Below are 19,511 nucleotides of genomic sequence, written 5' to 3'. Positions count from 1 at the left end.
CTCACTCGCCGCGGTACTTCGCCGCCGCGGCCTGGGCGAGGTCCTGCGCCTTGTCGAGGGCCGCGTCCACGGACTGCCGGCCGGCGATGGCCGCGGCGATCTGCTCGGAGACCGCCGTACCCAGCACGGCGAACTCGGGGATGCCGAGGAAGCCGATGCCGGTGTAGGGGCGGGGGCCGACTCCCGGGTCCTTCGGGTCGGCCGAGTCCGTCGCCGCCGTGTACTCCTGCCGGTACCAGGCACCGGCAGCCTGCTGGTACTCGGGCCTGTCGTACAGAGACTTGCGATTACCGGCGGGGGCCGCGGTCCAGCCCATCTCCTGGCCGACCAGTTCCTGGAACTGCTTGGAGGAGGCCCAGGAGATGAACTCCCAGGCGGCGTCCTTGTGCTCGGACGCCTGCTGGATGCCCCAGGCCCAGGTCCACACCCAGCCGGCCTTGCCGGTCTTCTCGTGCGGGGCCGGGACGTAGCCCACCTTGCCCTTGACCGGGGAACTGTCGGCCTCGATCGACGAGGCCAGCGACGTGGCGTCGTACATCATGGCGCACTTGCCCTCGACGAAGCTGTCCAGGATCTCCAGCACGCCCATCCGCTCGGGATCGGGCTGGCCGTGGGAGCGAAGCAGGTCGACGTAGAACCCGACGGCCTTCCTGAACTCCGGTGAGGTCAGCCGGGCGTTCCAGTCCAAGTCGTACCAGGCGCCGCCGAAGGTGTTGACGACCGTGTTGATGGGGGCGAGGTTCTGGCCCCAGCCGGGCAGGCCGCGCAGGCAGATGCCGCTCGCGCCGTCGGTTCCGTCGACCCGGGCGGCGAGGTCGGCGACCTGCTGCCAGGTCGGGTTCGGCGGCATCGTCAGCCCGTCCTTGCGGAACAGGTCCTTGCGGTACATCAGGAAGGAGCCCTCACCGTAGAACGGCTCGGCGTAGAGCTTGCCGTCGTCGCCCGTCAGCGAGGACGCCAGGTTCGGGAAGACGTCCTCCTGGTCGAAGTCCTCGTCGGCCTTCACATAGGAGTCCAGCGGGGCGAGCCAGCCGTTGTCCGCGTAGATCGGCACCTCGTACGCGCTGACGCTCGCCACGTCGTAGGTGCCGGCCTGGGTCGCGAACTCGCGGTTCATCTTCTCCCGCGCCTCGTTCTCCGGGAGCAGGGTGTAATCGACGGTGATGCCGGTCTCCGCCGTGAAATGCCTCTTGGTGAGCTTCTTCAGGGTCTGGATCTGCGGTACGTCCGTCGCGAGCACGCTGATATCGGCCTGCTCCTCGCCGCCGGGCAGATCGGCGTCGCCGCACCCGGCGAGGACCAGTCCGGCCGCGACCATGAGGGCCACGGCCGCCTGGAGGAGGCGACTGCGTTTCATGACATATCACTGCATACCCACCTTTACCGACTGCTAGACATTTCGTGAGAAGAGCAGTCAGGAGTGAAGCAGCGGCAGATCATGGTTCACGGCCTGCCGCGCCGGGCCTGAGCGCGTCTGGACAGCGCGTCGGCCGCCACCGCGGCCAGCAGCACCCCGCCGGTGATCATGAACTGCACGGCGTCCTGGACTCCCAGCAGCCCCATCCCCGAGGCGATCGACTGGATCACCACCACACCCAGCAGCACCGACCAGGGCGAGCCCCGCCCGCCGAACAGACTGGTCCCGCCGATGACGGCCGCCGCTATGGCGTTGATCAGCAGCATCCCCGAACCGGCGGCCCGGGCCGTCGTGGGGCTCGCCGAGGTCAGCCCCGACGCCACGAACAGCCCGCCGAACGCGGCCAGCGTCCCCGACACCATGAACATCGCGATCCGCACCCGCTCCACCCCGATGCCGGCCCGCCGCGCCGCCTCGACCCCGCCGCCGAGCGCGTACACCCGCCGCCCGTAGCGGGTACGGCGCAACAGATAGTCCGAGACCACCAGCACCACCAGGAAGATCAGCAGCGCCAGCGGCAGCCCCTGGAACCGGTTGAGGGTGTAGGCACCGGCGAAGGCGACCACCGCGAGGAGACCGGTGCGCATCCCGATGTCACCCTCCGTCCGGTAGGGCATCCCGGCCGCCCGGTGGCGGCTGCGCCGACGGTGGGCGGCCAGGAAGTACCCGGCCGTGCCGAGCCCGGCGAGCCCGTACGCCACCAGGTCGTCGCCGAAGTGCCGGCTGGTCAGGGAGGCGACCAGGCCCTCCTCGTCGATGTTGATCGTGCCGCTCGCACCCAGCAGGTAGAGCGTCAGACCGTTCCAGATCAGCAGCCCGGCCAGCGTCACCACGAACGCCGGCACGCCGAGCCAGGCGTGGAAGAACCCGTGGAAGGCGCCCACGGCCGTCCCCACGGCCACCGCCACGATCACCGCCAGCCACTCCGGCACCCCGTGGTTCACGTTCAGTACGGCGAACGCCGCCCCCGCCAGGCCGCTGACCGAACCGACCGACAGATCGATCTCCCGGATCAGCAGCACGAACACGATCCCGACGGCGACCAGCCCGGTCCCGACGATGTCGACACTGAGGTTGGACAGGTTGCGCGGCGAGAGGAACTTGTCGTCCAGCCCCTGGAACACGATCCAGATCACGAGCAGCCCGCCGAGAACCAGGAGCGGCCCCCGCTCGCCGCCCCGCACACTGCCGCGGACCTCCAGCGCGTACTGGCGCACACCGTCCCGCCAGCCGCGGGTGGCGCCCTGCCCGCGATCGGTGGTGACCGGCCCGGCGCTGCCCGGTCCCGCCGGCCCGCCGTCCCGGTGCGGCCCGCCGCGGCTCACGGCCACGCCTCCTCGTCCCCCCTCGAGCGATGGGCCACGGCGTTGTCCGCCGCCCCCGTGACGGAGGAGATGATCTGCTCCTGGGTCACCGTGCTCACGTCGAACAGACCGTTGTTGCGGCCCAGCCGCAGCACGGCGACCCGGTCCGCGACGGCCTTGATGTCGCCCATGTTGTGACTGATGAGGATGATCGCCATACCGCGGTCGCGGACCTCCTCGATCAGGTCGAGCAGATGACTGGTCTGCTCCACGCCGAGGGCGGCGGTGGGCTCGTCGAGCAGCAGCACCTTGGGGGCGCCCATCAGCGAGCGGGAGATCGCGACGGCCTGCCGCTGCCCGGCCGACAGCGCGGCGACCGGCACCCGCACGTCGGGGACGCGGATCGACAGCGCGCGCATCAGGTCACGGGCACGGCGCTCCATCTCCACCTCGTCGAGGACGCCCACCCGGTCGATCTCACGGCCGAGGAAGAGATTGCCGACGACGTCCAGGTTGTCGCACATGGCGAGGTCCTGGTAGACGGTCGCGATGCCCAGGGCGTGGGCGTCGTGCGGGCGTTTGATCTGCACGAGGCGCCCCTCCCACTCGATGACGCCCCGGTCGGCTGGACTGACCCCGGAGATCACCTTGACCAGCGTGGACTTGCCCGCTCCGTTGTCGCCCGCCAGGGCCACGACCTCACCGGCCCGGACCTGGAGGTCGACGTCCACCAGCGCCTGGACGCCGCCGAACCGCTTGGTGATGCCGCGCAGGGCCAGGACGGGGGGATGGGCCACGGGGACCACCTCGCTCACCGGGTGAGCCCGGCGCGGGCACAGGCCGGGCGGAACTTCGGAGTGCAGATCTGGTCGAGCGTGTAGACACCGTTGCGGATGAGCGTCCGACCGATCGTCTCGCGCGTCACGGCGGTGGGGGTGAGCAGGATCGCCGGGACGTCCTCGGTCGTGGGACTGTCCACCTTCGTCGTGACCAGGGAGTCGATGTCGTTGCCGCGTGCCAGGGCGACGGCCATCGCGGCGGCCGCCTCGGCCTCCTGCCGGAACGGTTTGTAGACGGTCATGTACTGCTCGCCCTCGACGATGCGCTGCACGGCGTCGAGGTCGGCGTCCTGCCCGGTGACCGGGGGCAGCGGCGAGACACGGGCGCTCTTGAGGGCCGAGATGACACCGGCCGCGATGGAGTCGTTGGCCGCGAGCACCCCGTCGATCGCGCTCGGACCGAGGGCACTGACCGCGGCGGACATGTGGTCGTGCGCGTTCTCCGTACGCCACCCCACGGTGTCGTACGACTTCAGGATCCGCACCTCGTCCTTCAGGACGGCCCGCGCCCCGCCTTCGTACCAGGCGGCGTTGGGGCTGGACGGGTCGCCGTTCATCATGACGACACCGCCACCGTCGGCCCTGGCGCCCATGCCGTTCAGGAGCTCCTGTCCCTGGAGCCTGCCGACCTCGGCGCCGTCGAAAGTGACGAAACCCGAGATCGGGCCTTCGGCGAGGCGGTCGTAGGCGACGACCGGGATGCCCTCGCGCTGCGCCGCGTGCACCGAGGAGCGCAGGGCCTTGGGGTCGACGACGTCCAGCAGCAGGGCCGAGACGCCCCGGGTGATCATGGAGGTCATCTGCTGCCGCTGGCTCGCCGCGTCGTTCTCGGCGTTGGCGTACACGACCCTGCACTCCGAGCACAGCTCCTTGACCCGTTTCTCGATCAGGGGCCGGTCCCACTTCTCCCAGCGGGGCACGGCCCGGCTCGGCAGCAGCAGCCCGATGGTCAGCTCGCCCTCGCCCTCCCCACCGCTGTCCGTGCACGCGGTGAGGGACACGGCCAGCAGGATCGCCAGCAGCCCGGCGGCACCGCGCAGACCGAGGCCGCGCATCAGGGACCCCCCTCGTCGGTTCCGGGGTCGCGAACGGCCTGGTCGCCGCCACGGTTCGTGGCCTGCTCCCCGTTGCCGCGCGGGCCCTGGTCGCGGGCCTTGCGGCGGTCCCGGTTGCGGCCCAGGCCCCAGGTCCGGTCGCGGCCCAGGCCCCAGACCCGGCCCGGCCTGCGCTCCTCCTCCGGCTCGCTCTTCGGTTCCTCGTCCGGCTCTTCACCGGGTTCCGTCTCCCGGCGCGTGACGACGATCTCGCTCCACACCTGCTTGCCGCCGCCCACCGGCACCGAACCCCAGGCCGCCGACATGGCCTCGACCAGGAAGAGCCCGCGCCCGCCCGTCGACTCCCAGTCCACGACCACCGGCTTGGCCGGTGCCCGCGGCGAGGAGTCGTTCACGGTCACCCGCAGCCGGTCCGCAGCCAGGGTCAGCTCCACGCGTACCGCGCCCTGTGTGTGCACCAGCGCATTGGTGACCAGCTCCGACACCACCAGCAGGACGGTGTCGGCCTCGGCGGCGATGCCCCACGAACGCAGCGTGCGCGCACTGAACCGGCGGGCGTGCATCACCGCGTCCGGCAGCCGCCACACCACCCAGCCCGCCCGCACCGGCCGTACCCGCATCCCGTCGTAGCGCAGCAGCAGCACCGCCACGTCGTCCTCACGCCGCCCGGCCTCGCCGAGCAGCTCGTCGGCCATCCGTCCCGGGTCGGCGGGATCGGCCGCGGCCAGCGCCTGGCGCACGAGCCGCATCCCCTCGTCCACCTGCAGGTCCGCCGACTCGACCAGACCGTCCGTCACCAGCGCGAGCACCGATCCCGGCGCGAGCGCCAGGGCCGTCAGCGGGAACTCCGCGTCCGCGAGGACACCCAGCGGGAGCCCGCCCTCGACCGCGATCTCCGCGGTGCCGCCGTCGGGATGCCGCGCCAGCGGGGCCAGATGCCCGGCCCGCACGAACAGCGCGTTGCCCTCCTCCATGTCCAGCTCGACATAGCAGCAGGTGGCGAAGAGGTCGGTCTCCATGCCGACGAGCAGCCGGTTGGCGTGCGCGACGACCACATCCGGCGGATGCCCCTCCACGGCGTAGGCGCGGACCGCCGTACGCATCTGGCCCATGATCGTCGCGGCCCCGGCGCTGTGTCCCTGCACATCCCCGATGACCAGGGCCACCTTGTTCTCCGACAGCGCGATCACGTCGTACCAGTCGCCGCCCACCTGGAGCCCGCGCCGGGCGGGCAGATAGCGGGCCACGGCCGTGCCCCCGGGCAGCTTGGGGAGCCGGCGGGGCAGCAGGCTGCGCTGGAGCATCGTCGCGAGCTCCTGCTCGGCGTCGTAGGCGTGCGCGCGCTTGAGGGCCTGCCCGACCAGTCCGGCGGTGGCGGTCAGCAGGGCCCGCTCCTCGGGGGCGAACTCGTGCGGGGTGTCCCAGCCCACCAGGCACACCCCCGCCACCCCGCTCCTGGCCGGCAGCGGCAGCACCGCGAGCCCGCCGGGGCCTATCCCCGCGAGCCCCGGCTCCAGGACGGAACCCGCCTGCCACAGGCTCATCCGCCCGTCCCGCAGTGCCGCCTGGAGCGTGGGAAGGGCGGAGACCGGCGCGTCGGGCCATTCCGAGCGCCACTCATGGCGCCACAGCTCCGGCCAGGCGCCGGCACCCGGCGGATCGAGCACGGTGACCGCCAGCCGGTCCTCCAGCAGCTCGGCGAGCGCCACCCGGTCGGCACCCAGTGGCTCGCGCAACGCGGCGACGACGACCCGGCTGACGTCCCGGACGGTCGTGGCGTCGTCGAGCGCGGCCGTCAGCCACTGGATCCGGGCGACGTCGCTGGCGCTGCGGCGCAGCACGGGCGCCGCGCTCACCACGCCCAGCACCCGCTCGGGAGCGCCGTCGGGCCCCTTCAGCACCCGGCAGTTCAGCCGCAGCCAGCACAGTTCACCGGTGGGCCTGCGGATACGGAACTCCAGCTCACGGCGGCCCGGAGCCTGCGCGGACGGTTCGATGACCGACATCAGCGCGGGGACGTCCTCCGGCACGCTGACCGAGAGCAGGGTGTCGGTCTTGCCGTCGAAACCGCCCTCGGGGATGCCGACGAGTTCGAGCAGCGCCGGATCCGTCTCGACCAGCCCGGTCCCGGGCGACAGGGCGAAGGACCCGACTCCCATGGCGCGCAGGGCCGAATCCAGCAGGGGTGAGGGCGCCGACCGGTCGGCCTCGCCCCGCAGCCGCTCGGCGACGGCCTCGGCGTACTGCTCCAGGAACTCCCGCTGCTCCGACCCGAACCCCTCCCCGGCCTCTCCCACCACGACGAGACAGCCCAGCCAGCCGCCCGCGGCCCCCAGCGGCAGGGCTCCGAGCGGGGCGGAGGCGGCCACGCCGTCCTCCCCTCCGGCGAGCACCACACCCGCGAGCCACACGGGCCGCCCCCGCAGATAGGCCTCGGCGACGGCCGGGCCGCCGCCTCCCGTCTCCGGGCCGGAAGGGACAGCGCCGGGACCGGCACGGGGGGAGGGGGCGGGGGAAGGGGCGCCGGGGGTGTCGACGTCCGGAGTCGGCCCGCTGTAACCGCTCGATCCCGCGCCGGGAGATCCCCCCGCAACCGGGACGGCCACCCGCCCCGGCAACCGGTACCGCTGCTCGGACTCGGCACCGACAGCCTCCACCAGCCGCAGCTCGGCCCCGTCCTCGCCGCGTACGTACACCGCCGCCAGCGTCACCCCCGCGAACGCCAGGAGCCGCGCTCGCGCGGCCGGTTCCGAAGCGGGGCGAGGCGGACCGGTGCCCCCGTCCCCCGGCGCCCGAAGACCGGGGATCGCGGCCCGGGCATCGCCGTAATGGGGCATGTCCGCATCCACCTCCCGTCCATGCCGCAGCCACCGGCAGGTGGGAGTCCCCGGAACTCGGGCGACGACGACGCGGGCACGGGAACGGCGGCGCGGGGTCGCGCCTCCCATGGCGGATCCACGCCGCACACGAGCGGCAGGGCACCCACACAACAGAATCGCACACCTGGATAACCACGACATATGGGGCGCCCGGCCCGGTTGGCGTCGGAGAGACCGGCCTCCAAGGCCGCCCCGGCGGCGAACCGACCAGGGCTCCACCGGCCCGCGTGTCACTGCGCCGCCTGGTGTCCACGGCCGACCGCTGAGACGGTGGTGCCCCAGTCGGCCAGAGAGACATGCAGGGCGAGTGCTCGCCGGGCAGGAGGCCGTCACCGCAGATCAGCGAGGCCGCGCAGTTCGCCGACCCCCATCAAGCGGGCCAGGGCGAGGTGTGCCGCCATGGCGCAACCTTCGCCGCCGGGACTCCGGGGAGGGAACCGGCCGGTGCCCCCGCCCGGCCCGCCCGGAGCGTGTCGCGCCGACGGGCCCGGTCACCGTCGCCCCGGTCACCGGGCCCGCCCGTCCGGCGGTTCAGCCCACCCTGCAGGGCAGACTGCTCGTACTGTCACCTCCCGCCCCGGAGACGACGTATCCGAACGTCGCGCTCTTGCCCGGCGCGAGGGAGCCGTTCCAGGCGGCGTTGTGGACCATCACCGCCTGGCCGTTGTAGGTCGCGCTGCCGCTCCACAGGCTCTCGACCTTCTGGCCCGCCGGGAGGGTCCAGTCGACCATCCAGCCGAGCATCGGGACCGTGCCGGTGTTGGTGACGGTCACCTCGGACTGGTGGCCGCCGTTCCAGGTGCCGGTCGTCTTCCGGGTGGCCGTGCAGGTGCCGGGCACCGGCTCGGACGGGGTGCCCGGCTCCTTGATGCCGGTCACCTCGCCGTTGCCGCCGTCGAAGACGACATCGGAGCAGGAGTAGAAGGTCTCCTGGCTGTCGGAACGCTGCCAGACCATGTAGATGATGTGCCGTCCCGACTTGCCGGCGGGGAGCTTGCCCGTCCAGGAGTAGTTGGCCTCGACCGTGCCCGGGGAGCCCTTCAGCGGCGGGTGGTCGACGCTCAGGAAGGGCCGCTCCTCCATGTCGTTCCAGGTGAGCGTCTTGGTCGGGTCGAAGCCGTCCTTGGTGATGTAGACGTAGAACCAACCAGGGTGCGCCGCCCAGGCGTTGTACGAGAAGTCGACGGTCGCGCCCGAGGTGAGATGGGTGAGCGGCCAGTCCTTGCCGGGCTTGTCGAACCCGGTGAAGTTGGTGTTGCCGCCGCTGCACAGCTCGCCGTCCGGTACGAAGCCCCGGGTGCGCCCGGCGCCGTCCGAGCGGAGCACCGAGAACCAGTTGTAGAACGGGGTGGTGCCGCTGACCTGCTGCGCGCCTCGGCAGGCGGGATTGACCGGCTTGATCTCGCCGGTGTCCGTCAGGCCGTCCTGCCAGCACAGGAAGGTACGGCTGCCGGGCTTCATGGGGGTGCCGTGCGCCTCCGCCTCGCCACCGGACGTCATGACCAGGCCGATGGCCGGGACGGTGACGAGGAGGGAGAGCAGCACGAGGAAGAGGGCTCTGGCCCGGGAGTTCAGCGCTGGTCGGGGCATCGCCGATCCTCCCGGCTCGCTTGTCGGGATCATGACAGCACCATCCGTTCGTGGGGGTACGGGCCTGCCGGATGTGCGGGTGCGGACGCGCGGGATGGGAGCGGCTCGAGGGCGGGTTCCGGTCCACCGTAATGGGAGCGCTCCCACCCCGCTGTTGCGGAAGTTAGCGCCCGGCGGCGCAGATGTAAACGGCTCCGGGGGCAAGGGTCTGGGCCGAGGGCCCCTGCCGAGGTGTCCAACGCCTCCACCGAAGTCAGCGGGGGTGTGGCGGGCCGCCCCCGGTGACGGCCCAACAGACCCGCACGGAAAGCAAGTTGACTTTACTTTCCCTTTGCGGTTGGCTGCGGGACTCGACCATCATGATCCGGGGGGATCTCTGTGAAGCGCACTCTTCGCGCCGCCGTCTGTTCCGTCGCCGTCACCGGTCTCGCGCTCGGCCTCACGGCCTGCTCCGAGGCGGTCGACCAGGTCGACAAGGCGGTGGACGAGACGTACGAGGTCACCTACGAGGTGACGGGGAAGAACATCGACTCGATCGAATTCCACGGCGGCGGGGGCAAGGCCATGGACCCGAAGATCGAGTCGGTGTCGAAGCCCGAACTCCCGTGGAAGAAGACGGTCACGCTGCGCGGCATCATGCCCGCCGCGGTCATGCCGGTCGCCGCCGACCCCGAGGGCTCCCGGATCACCTGCAAGATCATCCACAAGGGCAAGGTGATCGAGGAGCAGAGTGCCGAGGGTCTGGTGAGTGCCGGCGGCTGCACCGCGGAGTCCCCGGTCGCGGGATGACCCAGGGGAGGGGCGGGCGGGATGGCGCAGCCTCCCGGCTGCGTCGCCGACGGGCCGGCCGGCCTCGTGCCGCCCCGCCGTCAGCCCAACACCCGCCGCAGCCAATCCAGTTGCCGCCGCACCTGTACGCGTCGCCGCCCTCGTGCCCGTTGAACGGATAGGCGTGGATCTCCTTGCGCGGGTCCGCGCCGGTCAGTTCGGCGTAGCGGTTGAAGGCGGCGTACGCCCCGCTCGGCGGACACACCGTGTCCCGCAGGCCCACCCCGAAGTGGGCCGGGGCCTGTGCGCGGCGGGCGAAGGAGACGCCCTCGACGTAGGAGAGGGTGCGAAAGGCGGCGCGCTCGGCGCCCCGGTGGACGGAGAGGTAGGCGGCGATCTCGCCGTAGGGCCCGGCCTCCGTGAGGTCCAGGGCGCGCCGGATCCCGCACAGCAACGGCGCCGTGGTCAGCAGTGCCGCCAGGCCGGGCGCGAGCCCCGCGACCGCCAGGGCCAGCCCTCCCCCCTGGCTGTTGCCCAGGGCGGCGACCCGCCCGGGATCGACACCCGGCAACTCCCGTACGGCCGCGACGGCGCGCACGGCGTCCGTGATCAGGCGCCGGTAGTGGTAGTCCTCGGCGGCGAGCAGCCCGCGCACCGCCGGCCCGGGCCCGCCCGGCGCGACGGCGTGCGGGTCGGGGGTGTCGCCGCCGCATCCGTACTGGTCGCCCTGACCGCGGTTGTCCATGAGTAGGTGCGCGTACCCGGCGTTGACCCACGTCAGGCGCTCGTGCGGGAGGCCGCGACCGCGCCCGTAGCCGGCGAACTCGACCACGGCGGGCAGCGGTTCGTCCGCCTCGGCCGGCCGGCTGAACCACGCCCGCACCGGGTCGCCCCCGAAACCCCGGAACGTCACGTCCCAGGTCCGCGTCAGCCGAAGGCCCGTCTCCACCGGCCGCACCGACACCACGGGGTCCGCCTCCCCGGCCGCCTCCAGGGTGTCCTGCCAGAACCTGTCGAAGTCGGCGGGCTCCTCGATGTCCGGGCGGTGGCGCTCCAGTTCGGGCAGCGGCAGGTCGAACGCGGGCACGGTGACACCTCGCAGGAATCGGTGGTCATCCAGAAACTTGCGGTCGAGCAACGCGCGTGATTCCGGGGTCATACCCAGGTCTCATGGGATTCCAACGCGCCCCAGGCGCCCCGCCTGAGTGTCGCAGCACCCATTGACAGCGCTTTCTGAGCCCCATAGGTTGCCGCAAGTTACCGGCAAGAGCTCGAAAGTTTCGGTTCCGCGTCCCATGTCCACGGGAGGCCCGAGCAATGAGCACGTCCACCACACCGGCCCCGCCGGGCGCCCAGGGCCGGCCGTCGGCCCGGGCCGCTCCCCGGCGCGGCAAACGGGTGCCCGACCGGACCGGATGGCGGCGGGCACTGCGCCGCGACTGGCAGTTGTACTCGCTGGCGATCCTGCCGCTGCTGTTCTTCCTGGTCTTCCGCTATCTGCCGATGATCGGCAACGTCATCGCCTTCCGGCGCTTCGAGCCCGGCGGATCGATCTTCGGTGAGGAATGGGTGGGCCTGCGCTATGTGCGGATGTTCCTCAGCGACCCCACCTTCTGGCAGGTGTTCCGCAACACCCTGTGGCTGGGCGGGCTCACGCTCGTCTTCTGCTTCCCGATCCCGATCGTGCTCGCGCTGCTGCTGAACGAGGTGCGCCGGCGCTCCCTGAAGCGGTTCGTGCAGTCGGTGTCGTACCTCCCGCACTTCCTGTCGATCGTGATCGTCGCGGGCATCACGATGCAGATGCTGGCGAGCGACGGCCCCGTCAATCACCTCCTGGGCGTGCTCGGACACGACCCGGTGCGCTTCATCCAGGAACCCGGGTGGTTTCGCACCGTCTACGTGGGTTCAGAGATCTGGCAGACCGCAGGCTGGGGCACGATCCTCTACCTCGCCGCGCTCACCACGATCGACGAGGACCTGTACGAAGCCGCCCGTATCGACGGCGCGGGCCGCTGGCGGCAGATCTGGCACGTCACCCTGCCCGGCATCCGCCCCACCATGATCACGCTGCTGATCCTCAACGTCGGCACGTTCATGGCGGTCGGCTTCGAGAAGGTGCTGCTGCTGTACAACCCCCTGACCTATCCCACCGCGGATGTGATCTCGACGTACGTCTACCGCTCCGGCGTGGAGTCCAACAGCTTCAGCTACGCCGCCGCCATCGGCCTGTTCGAGGCGGTCATCGGCCTGGTCCTGATCACGTCCGCCAACACGCTCTCGCGCCGCACGGTGGGGACGAGCCTGTGGTGAGGCCGAGCCGCTCCCAGCGGGTCTTCCAGGGTGTCAACGGGGTGATCCTCACGCTCGTCGTGCTGGTGACCCTCTACCCCTTCGTCAACATCCTCGCGCGGTCCTTCAGCGGGGAGCGGCAGATCCGGGCCGGTGAGGTGACCCTGCTGCCCAGGGGGTTCAACCTCACCACGTACAGGATCGTGTTCCAGGACTCGATGTTCTGGCGGAACTACGGCAACACCGTCCTCTACACGGTCGTGGCGACGGCGATCGCCATGATCCTGACGACCTGTTACGCCTACGTCCTGTCGAAGAAGCACCTCAGGGGCCGGGGCGTGCTCGTCGGCGTCGCCGTGTTCACCATGTTCTTCACCGGCGGCCTGATCCCGAACTACATCCTGGTCACCAGCCTCGGCCTGAAGAACAGCGTCTGGGCGATCGCCCTGCCGAACGCGATCAGTGTCTTCAACCTGCTGGTGATGAAGGCCTTCTTCGAGAACCTGCCGACGGAGCTGGAGGAGGCCGCGCAGATCGACGGCCTGAGCACCTACGGCACCCTGCTGAGAATCGTGCTGCCGCTGTCCAAGGCGGTCGTGGCGACCATGGTGCTCTTCTACTCGGTGTCCTTCTGGAACTCCTGGTTCAGCGCGTTCCTCTACATGGACCGCACCGAGCTGATGCCGGTCACGGTCTACCTGCGCAACCTCATCCAGGGCGCCACCGGCGGCGGCAACGCCGGTGCCGGAACCGAGCAGCTCAGCCAGGTCGGCGCGAACATCCAGTCGGTGACCATCGTCCTCACCGCCCTGCCGATCCTGTGCGTGTACCCGTTCGTCCAGCGCTACTTCGTCTCGGGCGTGATGCTCGGCGCGGTCAAGGGCTGACCGCGCACCGCTCCGCAACTCGACTACGGAACAAGGGGGTTCCCGTGAAGAACGAAGGACAGCTGTCGCGGCGCCGGATGCTCGCCGCGGCCGGCTTCATCGGCCTCGCCACGGTCACCGGCTGCGGTGGCGGTGACGACGGCGGGGACGGCAAGGACCTGTCGAAGAAACAGGACGGGGCCATGAAGAACTACCGGGCCGGGCAGCAGTTCAAGGCCTCCCGGCCGCTGTCCTTCGCGGTGCTGCACAACAACAACCCGGTCTACCCGATGAAGAACGACTGGCTGTTCTGGAAGGAGCTGACCGAGCGCACCGGCGTGACCCTCAAGCCGCTCGACGTGCCGCTCGCCGACTACGAGAAGAAGCGCAGCGTGCTCATCGGCGCGGGCGACGCACCCTTCCTGATCCCGAAGACGTACCACCCCTCCGAGGTCGCCTTCGTGTCCTCGGGCGCGATCCTGCCGGTCAGCGACTACGTGAAGCTGATGCCCAACTTCCGCGAGAAGGTGCGCAAGTGGAAGCTGGAGCCCGAGCTCGACTCGATCCGCCAGTCCGACGGCAGCTACTACCTGCTGCCCGGCCTGCACGAGAAGGCCAAGGCCGGCTACTCCCTGTCCTTCCGCACGGACGTCCTCGACAAGCAGGGCCTGAGTCTGCCCGCCACCTGGGACGAGGTGTACGACGTCCTCAAGGCGCTCAAGGAGGAGCACCCGGGCAAGTACCCCCTCACCGACCGCTGGAGCACCAACACCCCGTTCCCCTGCGGCGCCCTGTTCAGCTACCTCGGCCAGGCCTTCGGCGTCAGGTCCGGCTGGACGTACGACAACATCAGCTTCGACCACAAGGCGCAGAAGTATGTCTTCACCGGCGCGCAGGACGCCTACCGCCAGATGGTCGAGTACCTGCGCAGGCTCGTCGCCGAGAAGCTGATGGACCCCGAGAGCTTCAGCCAGACCGACGACCAGGCGCTGCAGAAGCTGCTCGCCGAGAAGTCCTACGTGATGAGCGCCAACCCGCAGGTGCTGGTGCAGGACTACCGGTACAACCTGGAGAAGCAGGTCAAGGGCGCGAGGATCGAGATGGTGCCGGTGCCGCTGGGGCCCGCCGGTCCCGTGGTGCTGGGCGGCAGCCGGCTGGAGAACGGTGTCATGATCTCCAGCAAGGCGCTGAAGAGCGACAGCTTCGTCGCCATGATGCAGTTCGTGGACTGGCTCTGGTACTCCGACGAGGGCCAGCGGCTGGCCCGTTGGGGCATCGAGGGTGTCACCTACACGCGTTCCGGAGGCCGGTACGAGCCGAAGTCCGGCATCAGTCTCATGGGCTCCGACCCGGACGCCCCGAAGGACATGCAGAAGGACTTCGGCTTCTACGACGGCGTCTTCGCCTACGGCGGCAGCTGGGAGCTCGTTTCCTCGATGTTCAGCCCGGACGAGAAGAAGTTCCAGGACGCCATGGCCCAGCGTCGGCAACTGCCCATCGACCCGGCCCACCCCCTCCAGTCCTTCGAACAGGAGCAGGCCACCCTCTGGGAGACCCCGCTCAAGGACCACGTCATCCAGAACACCCTCCAGTTCGTCCTCGGCAAACGCCCGTTGTCCCAGTGGGACTCCTACCTCGCCGAGCTGAAGTCGAAGAACATGCAGCAGCTCGTCGACCTGCACAACAAGGCCTACGAACGGTTCAGGAAGGAGAACGGGTGATCCGCCTCCCCGGCACGCCGAGCAGCCGGCTCACCCACGGCACGGCGGTGCACCCGCCCCGGGCCCTGCAGGGCCACAGGCACGTGCGGCGGCCGCCCGGCCGGGAGGCCGCCGCATGAGCACCGTGCGCACCTCCGGCTTCGGCACCGGAACCCTCTCCCGCGCCTCCGCCTTGACCCACACCCTCCTGACCGTCGAGGCGCTGCTCCTCCTCACCGCCTCCCCGGGCCTGGCCGCACTGCTGCTGCTCGGCCCCGACCCCGCCAACCTTCCCCTCGCCGCGCTGTGCCTGCTGCCCCTCGGGCCGGCCCTGTCCGCCGCGCTCTACGCCCTCCACCACCGCAGCCACGACCTCACCGAGCTGCACCCGGCCCGGGACTGCCTGCGCGGCTGGCGGCTCAACGCCGTACCGGCGCTGAAGCTGTGGGCGCCCCTGCTGGTGTGGCTGACGGTCATCGCCTTCACCCTCACGCATTTCTCCGCCACCGGCCTGCCCGGCTGGTGGGCGCTGCTGCTCGCGGTGATCGGCACCGGCTCCCTGCTCTGGGGCGCGCACGCTCTCGTCCTGACCTCCCTGTTCGCCTTCCGCGCCCGGGACACCGCTCGCCTCGCCGCGTACTTCCTGTTCCGGCACGGCCGCGCCACCCTCGCCGCCGTCTCCCTGCTGGTCCTGACGGCCGCGTCGGCGACCCTGCTGACGGAGGCCCTGCCCGCCTTGCTGGCCGCGCCGCTGCTGCTGTCCCTGCTGCACGGCAGCCGCTCGGTGATCGCCGAGACGCGGAAGGACTTCACCGCATGACGCGCAAGATCCGCTACGGCGGCGACTACAACCCCGAGCAGTGGCCGCGGGACGTCCGAAACGAGGACCACCGCCTGTTCACCCGGGCCGGCATCGACACCCTCACCGTCGGCGTCTTCACCTGGTCCCTCACCCAACCCGCCCCGAACATTTACGACTTCACAGAACTGGACGACACGCTCGACCGGGCCGCCGCCGAGGGACGCCGGGTCTGCCTCGCCACCGGGACCGCCGCCGTCCCGCCCTGGCTCGCGAAGCGGCACCCCGAGGTCAACCGCACCGACTTCGAGGGCCGCCGCCACCGCTACGGTCAGCGTCACACCTTCTGCCCCAGCGCACCGGCGTACCGCGAACACGCCACCGCGATGGCCGCCCGCCTCGCCGAACGGTACGCAGACCACCCGGCCCTGCTCGCCTGGCACATCAACAACGAGTACGGCGGCGCCTGCTACTGCGAACTGTGTGCCGAGGCGTTCCGGGAGTGGCTCCGGGACCGGCACGCCACCCTCGACGCCCTCAACGACGCCTGGTGGACCACCTTCTGGTCCCACCGCTACACCGCATGGGACCAGATCGAGCCGCCGAACGCCCTCACCGAGCACTGGCGCGGCCCCGACCACACCGCCTTCCAAGGCATCACCCTGGACTACCTCCGCTTCACCACCGACGCCCTCCTCGGCTGCTTCCTGGCCGAGAAGGAGGTGATCCGCGCCCACGACCCCGACACACCCGTCACCACCAACTTCATGGGCCTCTTTCGTCCCCTCGACTACCACCGCTGGGCGCCCCACCTCGACTTCGCGTCCTGGGACAACTACCCGCCCCCGGACGCCCCGCCGACCCGGGCCGCCCTCGCCCACGACCTGATGCGGGGCCTGAAGGACGGTGCCCCGTTCTGGCTGATGGAGCAGACCCCGTCGACGACGGCGTGCCGTGACGTCAACCCGCTGCGGCGCCCCGGCGAACTCCGCCTCGCCACCTTCCAGGCCATCGCCCACGGCGCGGACGCCGCCCTCTACTTCCAGATGCGCGCCTCACGAGGTGCCTGCGAGAAGTACCACGGGGCCGTCATCGGCCACGCGGGCCGCGACGACACCCGGGTCTTCCGGGAAGTCGCCGCCCTGGGAGCGGAGCTGGAGGCCCTGGGCGGGCGGACCCTCGGCGCCCGGACCCCCGCCCGCACCGCGCTCCTCTTCGACTGGGACAGCTGGTGGGCCCTGGAGATCTCCGACGGCCCGTCCCGGCTGGTGAAGTACCCGGACGTGGTCCACGCCTACTACCGGGCGGCCCGCGAGGCCGGCGCCGACGTGGACGTGATCCCGCAGACCGCCGACCTCACGCCCTACGACGTGGTCCTCGCCCCCGTCCTGCACATGGTCAAGGGCGACCTCGCCCCGCGCCTCGAAGCCGTGGCCGCCCGCGGCGGCACGGTCCTGACCACGTTCCTCTCCGGCCGCGTCGACGAGCACGACCGCGCCTTCCTCACCGACGTACCCGGCCCGCTCGCGCCCCTCATGGGCATCCGTGTCGACGAATGGGACGCCCGCCCGCCGGAGTTCACCCAGACCGTCCCCGAACTGGGGGCGCGGGCCGGGCTCGTCTTCGAGATCGTGCTCCCGCGCGGCGCCGAACCGGTCGCCGGCTACGGCACCGACTTCTACGCCGGCACCCCCGCCGTCACCCGCCACCCCTTCGGCGACGGCGAGGCCTGGTACGTCGCCACCGCCCTCGACCAGCAGGGCACCGCGCAGGTCGTCCGCCGGATCCTGAACCGCCACGACCTGCGCGGCCCCTACGCCGGCCACCCGGCGGTGGAGACCGCCACCCGGGTCGCCCCCGACGGCACCCGTCTGCTCTTCCTCCTCAACCACGCCCCCGCGCCCGCCCACCTGACAGCGCTCGGCACGGCCACCGACCTGCTCACCGGCAAGCGGGTGGACCAGGGCGAACCCCTGGTCCTCGACCCGATGGGCGTGGCGATCCTTCAGTGGATCCGCCGCCCCCGCGCGTCCGGCACCCCGGATGCGCGGAAGAAGTAGCTGTTGACCTGATCGCGCCATTCACGGGCACTGCGGAGCTGCTCCTCGTAGCGCTCCGCCACCCGGGCGTGGCGCGCCGGGTCCACCAGCCCGGCCAGCGAGGCCCATACCGCCCGGGCTTCCTCGACCTCCTCGACTCCTTCGAAGTGGGTGTCGTAGATGTGCTGGATCACCGTCTTCCCGCTCTTCAGCACATGCCCGTACGGCACGTGGTGGAAGAACAGCAGCAGCTCGTCCGGGCAGGTCTTCGGCGACTCGTACAGCTCGGCCCACGGCGGGCCGTACTGCCCGGCGAACCCCGTACCGCCCGTCACACCGCGGTCGACCCCGACGCCGTCCCGGTCGGCGAAGTGATAGGTCCCCCACGGGCTGTACTCGTACCCCTCCACACCGGGCCGTAGTGGTGCCCCGGCTGCACCATGAAGCCGACACCCAGGGGAGCGGTGTACTTCTCGTACGTCCGCCACGAGCCGTCCAGCACGGCGTGCAGACCGTCGGCCAGCCGTGCGGGGGCGTCCGGGAAGCCGAGCCCGATCCACTCGTCGAGCACCGCGCCCGGCTCGGCGTCCGGCTGCCAGGCCAGCCGCCCGAAGGTGTACAGATTGGCCTGCGCCAGCGGATGCCCCGTCCAGAACGGGTCGTCACCCACGTTGGACACGGCGACGAGCCCGCCCCGCGCCAACCCCGCTACGTCCGAGCCCTGTTCGTGCCGGAACCGCAGCACCTCGCTCCACATCGGCCCCAGCCAGCACGTGTGCCGCTGCTGCCCGGTGTACTCCTGGGTGACCTGCAGTTCGACCGCCAGCCGGGTCCGCGGCATGGCCCCGATCAGCGGCGAGACCGGTTCCCGCACCTGGAAGTCCATCGGCCCGTGCTTCACCTGGAGCACGGCGCCGGCCGCGAACTCCCCGTCCAGCGGCACGAAATGGTCGTACGCGGCCCGGGCCCGGTCCGTCGTGCGGTCCCGCCAGTCCTGGCGGTGGTCGTAGACGAAGGCCCGCCAGTGCACCGTGCCGCCGAACGGCTCCAGCGCCGCCGCCAGCAGGTTCGCGCCCTCGGCGTGACTGCGGCCGTACGCGAACGGCCCCGGCTGTCCCTCCGAGTCGGCCTTCACCACGTACCCGCCGAAGTCGGGAATCGCCGCGTACACCCGCCGCGTCGCCCCGGCCCACCAGTCGCGTACCGCCTTGTCCAGCGGATCGGCCGTGGGCAGCCCGCCGAGCGTGACCGGGGAGGCGAAGGAGACGGAGAGGTGGGTGCGGATGCCGTAGGGGCGCAACGCCCCGGCGATCTCGGCCACTTCACCGATGCGGTCGGTCAGCAGCCGCGCCTCGGCCGCGTGCACGTTGACGTTGTTCACGGACAGTGCGTTGATCCCGCACGCCGCGAGCAGCCTGCCGTACGCCCGCACCCGCTCGAGTTCGCCCCGGGCCCTGCCGCCCTCCCAGAACAGCGAGCCGCCCGCGTACCCGCGCTCCACCTGGCCCATGACCGGGTGCACGGCCACGTTGTCCCAGTGATCGAGCATCCGCAGCGCGAGCGCCGGGCGATGGGCCTGCGGCGCCCACCCGCCCCGGAACGCCGCCTCCCCGAGACGGACGACGTGGAACAGTCCGTACAGCAGCCCCCGGCCGCCGGAGGCGGTGACGGTCGTCGTGCCGCCCTCACGCGCGAGGGTGAAGCCCTCGTCACCGAGTTCGCCGGTACCGAGGCCGAGAACCAGGTCGTAGGCGCCGTCCGCGACGGCGTCCCGCACGACCCGGCCCCCGAACCGCCGGCAGGCCTCGGCCACCTCCCCGTGCACCGTCTCCACCAACGGCCCCGATCCCCGGATCAGCGTCCGCCTGCCACCGACCGCGCGGAACGCGGCGGGCGGTAACCAGGCCGGATCCACACCTTCGGGCAGGACGGGCACGGGAAGCGGCATCGGACCCCCAACTCGGCT

General features: G+C 71.3%; 13 protein-coding genes and 2 pseudogenes. 7 read left to right on the top strand and 8 right to left on the bottom strand.

Annotated elements, in window-relative coordinates:
• Position 1: 1 nt before the first annotated feature.
• From ABTX60_RS01390 to ABTX60_RS01365, 6 genes are all read right to left on the bottom strand, one after another.
• Positions 2-1,357, bottom strand: coding sequence for an ABC transporter substrate-binding protein (locus ABTX60_RS01390; RefSeq protein ID WP_352095022.1), 1,356 nt, complete (start codon positions 1,355-1,357; stop codon positions 2-4).
• An 86-nt stretch (positions 1,358-1,443) separates the two neighbouring features.
• Positions 1,444-2,742: a sugar ABC transporter permease gene (locus ABTX60_RS01385; RefSeq protein ID WP_352095021.1), complete on the bottom strand. Its 1,299-nt coding sequence runs from the start codon at positions 2,740-2,742 to the stop codon at positions 1,444-1,446.
• Complete coding sequence (locus ABTX60_RS01380; protein ID WP_352095020.1) at positions 2,739-3,518, bottom strand: ATP-binding cassette domain-containing protein; 780 nt, start codon at positions 3,516-3,518, stop codon at positions 2,739-2,741. Before ABTX60_RS01380 ends, ABTX60_RS01385 begins: the two co-directional genes overlap by 4 nt.
• Positions 3,519-3,532: 14 nt before the next feature.
• On the bottom strand, positions 3,533-4,615 hold the full coding sequence (locus ABTX60_RS01375; protein ID WP_352095019.1) for a substrate-binding domain-containing protein: 1,083 nt from the start codon (positions 4,613-4,615) through the stop codon (positions 3,533-3,535).
• Positions 4,615-7,452, bottom strand: coding sequence for a SpoIIE family protein phosphatase (locus ABTX60_RS01370; protein WP_352095018.1), 2,838 nt, complete (start codon positions 7,450-7,452; stop codon positions 4,615-4,617). Before ABTX60_RS01370 ends, ABTX60_RS01375 begins: the two co-directional genes overlap by 1 nt.
• Positions 7,453-8,025: 573 nt before the next feature.
• Complete coding sequence (locus tag ABTX60_RS01365; RefSeq protein WP_352095017.1) at positions 8,026-9,084, bottom strand: lytic polysaccharide monooxygenase auxiliary activity family 9 protein; 1,059 nt, start codon at positions 9,082-9,084, stop codon at positions 8,026-8,028.
• A 378-nt stretch (positions 9,085-9,462) separates the two neighbouring features.
• On the opposite strand from ABTX60_RS01365, the gene ABTX60_RS01360 reads away from it, so the two are divergent.
• Complete coding sequence (locus ABTX60_RS01360) at positions 9,463-9,873, top strand: MmpS family transport accessory protein (protein ID WP_352095016.1); 411 nt, start codon at positions 9,463-9,465, stop codon at positions 9,871-9,873.
• Between the two features lie 80 nt (positions 9,874-9,953).
• Here the strand turns inward: ABTX60_RS01360 and ABTX60_RS01355 are convergent.
• Positions 9,954-10,939 (bottom strand): annotated as a pseudogene (locus ABTX60_RS01355) (acetylxylan esterase).
• Positions 10,940-11,169: 230 nt separating this feature from the next.
• Here ABTX60_RS01355 and ABTX60_RS01350 point away from each other — a divergent pair.
• The 6 genes from ABTX60_RS01350 to ABTX60_RS01325 are packed head-to-tail and all read left to right on the top strand — an operon-like array spanning position 11,170 to position 17,566.
• Positions 11,170-12,162, top strand: coding sequence for an ABC transporter permease (locus ABTX60_RS01350; protein ID WP_352095015.1), 993 nt, complete (start codon positions 11,170-11,172; stop codon positions 12,160-12,162).
• Positions 12,156-13,028, top strand: a complete 873-nt coding sequence (locus tag ABTX60_RS01345) for a carbohydrate ABC transporter permease (protein WP_352095014.1) — start codon at positions 12,156-12,158, stop codon at positions 13,026-13,028. The genes ABTX60_RS01350 and ABTX60_RS01345 overlap by 7 nt, the downstream gene beginning before the upstream one ends.
• A 44-nt stretch (positions 13,029-13,072) precedes the next feature.
• A complete protein-coding gene (locus tag ABTX60_RS01340; RefSeq protein ID WP_352095013.1) occupies positions 13,073-14,728 on the top strand; it encodes an ABC transporter substrate-binding protein in 1,656 nt (551 codons plus the stop codon).
• The gene (locus ABTX60_RS01335) at positions 14,725-14,847 is read left to right on the top strand and encodes a hypothetical protein (protein ID WP_352095012.1); all 123 of its coding nucleotides are present in this window, start codon (positions 14,725-14,727) and stop codon (positions 14,845-14,847) included. Before ABTX60_RS01340 ends, ABTX60_RS01335 begins: the two co-directional genes overlap by 4 nt.
• Positions 14,844-15,527, top strand: a complete 684-nt coding sequence (locus ABTX60_RS01330; protein WP_352095011.1) for a hypothetical protein — start codon at positions 14,844-14,846, stop codon at positions 15,525-15,527. The genes ABTX60_RS01335 and ABTX60_RS01330 overlap by 4 nt, the downstream gene beginning before the upstream one ends.
• Positions 15,524-17,566 carry a beta-galactosidase gene (locus ABTX60_RS01325; protein WP_352095010.1) on the top strand — a complete coding sequence of 681 codons (2,043 nt, stop codon included), beginning with the start codon at positions 15,524-15,526 and terminating at the stop codon, positions 17,564-17,566. The genes ABTX60_RS01330 and ABTX60_RS01325 overlap by 4 nt, the downstream gene beginning before the upstream one ends.
• Here ABTX60_RS01325 and ABTX60_RS01320 read toward each other — a convergent pair.
• Positions 17,512-19,493: pseudogene (locus tag ABTX60_RS01320) on the bottom strand (alpha-glucuronidase). The gene ABTX60_RS01325 and the pseudogene ABTX60_RS01320 sit on opposite strands and share 55 nt — an antisense overlap.
• Positions 19,494-19,511: the final 18 nt, after the last annotated feature.

This window comes from Streptomyces sp. NPDC126510 (assembly GCF_040302345.1).
Taxonomy (GTDB): domain Bacteria; phylum Actinomycetota; class Actinomycetes; order Streptomycetales; family Streptomycetaceae; genus Streptomyces.
Note: the sequence above shows the minus strand (reverse complement) of the source record. Positions and strands in the feature narration are given on the sequence as shown.